The 255-nt window shown below is 71.8% G+C and carries 1 protein-coding gene; it reads left to right on the top strand.

What is annotated here, in order from left to right; genetic code table 11:
* Positions 1-12: 12 nt before the first annotated feature.
* A partial coding sequence (locus tag MXD60_RS30545; protein ID WP_518468735.1) for a LysR substrate-binding domain-containing protein occupies positions 13-255 on the top strand: 243 nt, incomplete at its 3' end.

The following is a 255-nucleotide window of genomic DNA, read 5'->3' as shown; positions in this document are numbered from 1 at the left end:
CATCGATGCATCGTGATGGGCGACCAGCCGCGTGCCGAATGGCGGTTCGATGGCGCGCAAGGCGGCGTGGCGGTCGAGGTGACGGCCGCGCTGCTGACCAACGACGGCGGCGCGGCGCGCACGCTGGCGCTCGAAGGCGCGGGCATTGCGTTGAAGTCGATCTGGGACGTCGGCGCCGATCTCGACGCCGGCCGGCTCGTGCGCGTGCTGCCGGCCTTCGAGGCATCCGCCGCGCCGTTGCATGCCGTTTATCCC

This window comes from Frankia sp. AgB32 (assembly GCF_023243045.1).
In the GTDB taxonomy this organism is placed as follows: Bacteria; Actinomycetota; Actinomycetes; order Frankiales; family Frankiaceae; genus Frankia.
This window is presented reverse-complemented; position numbering and strand designations above follow the sequence as displayed.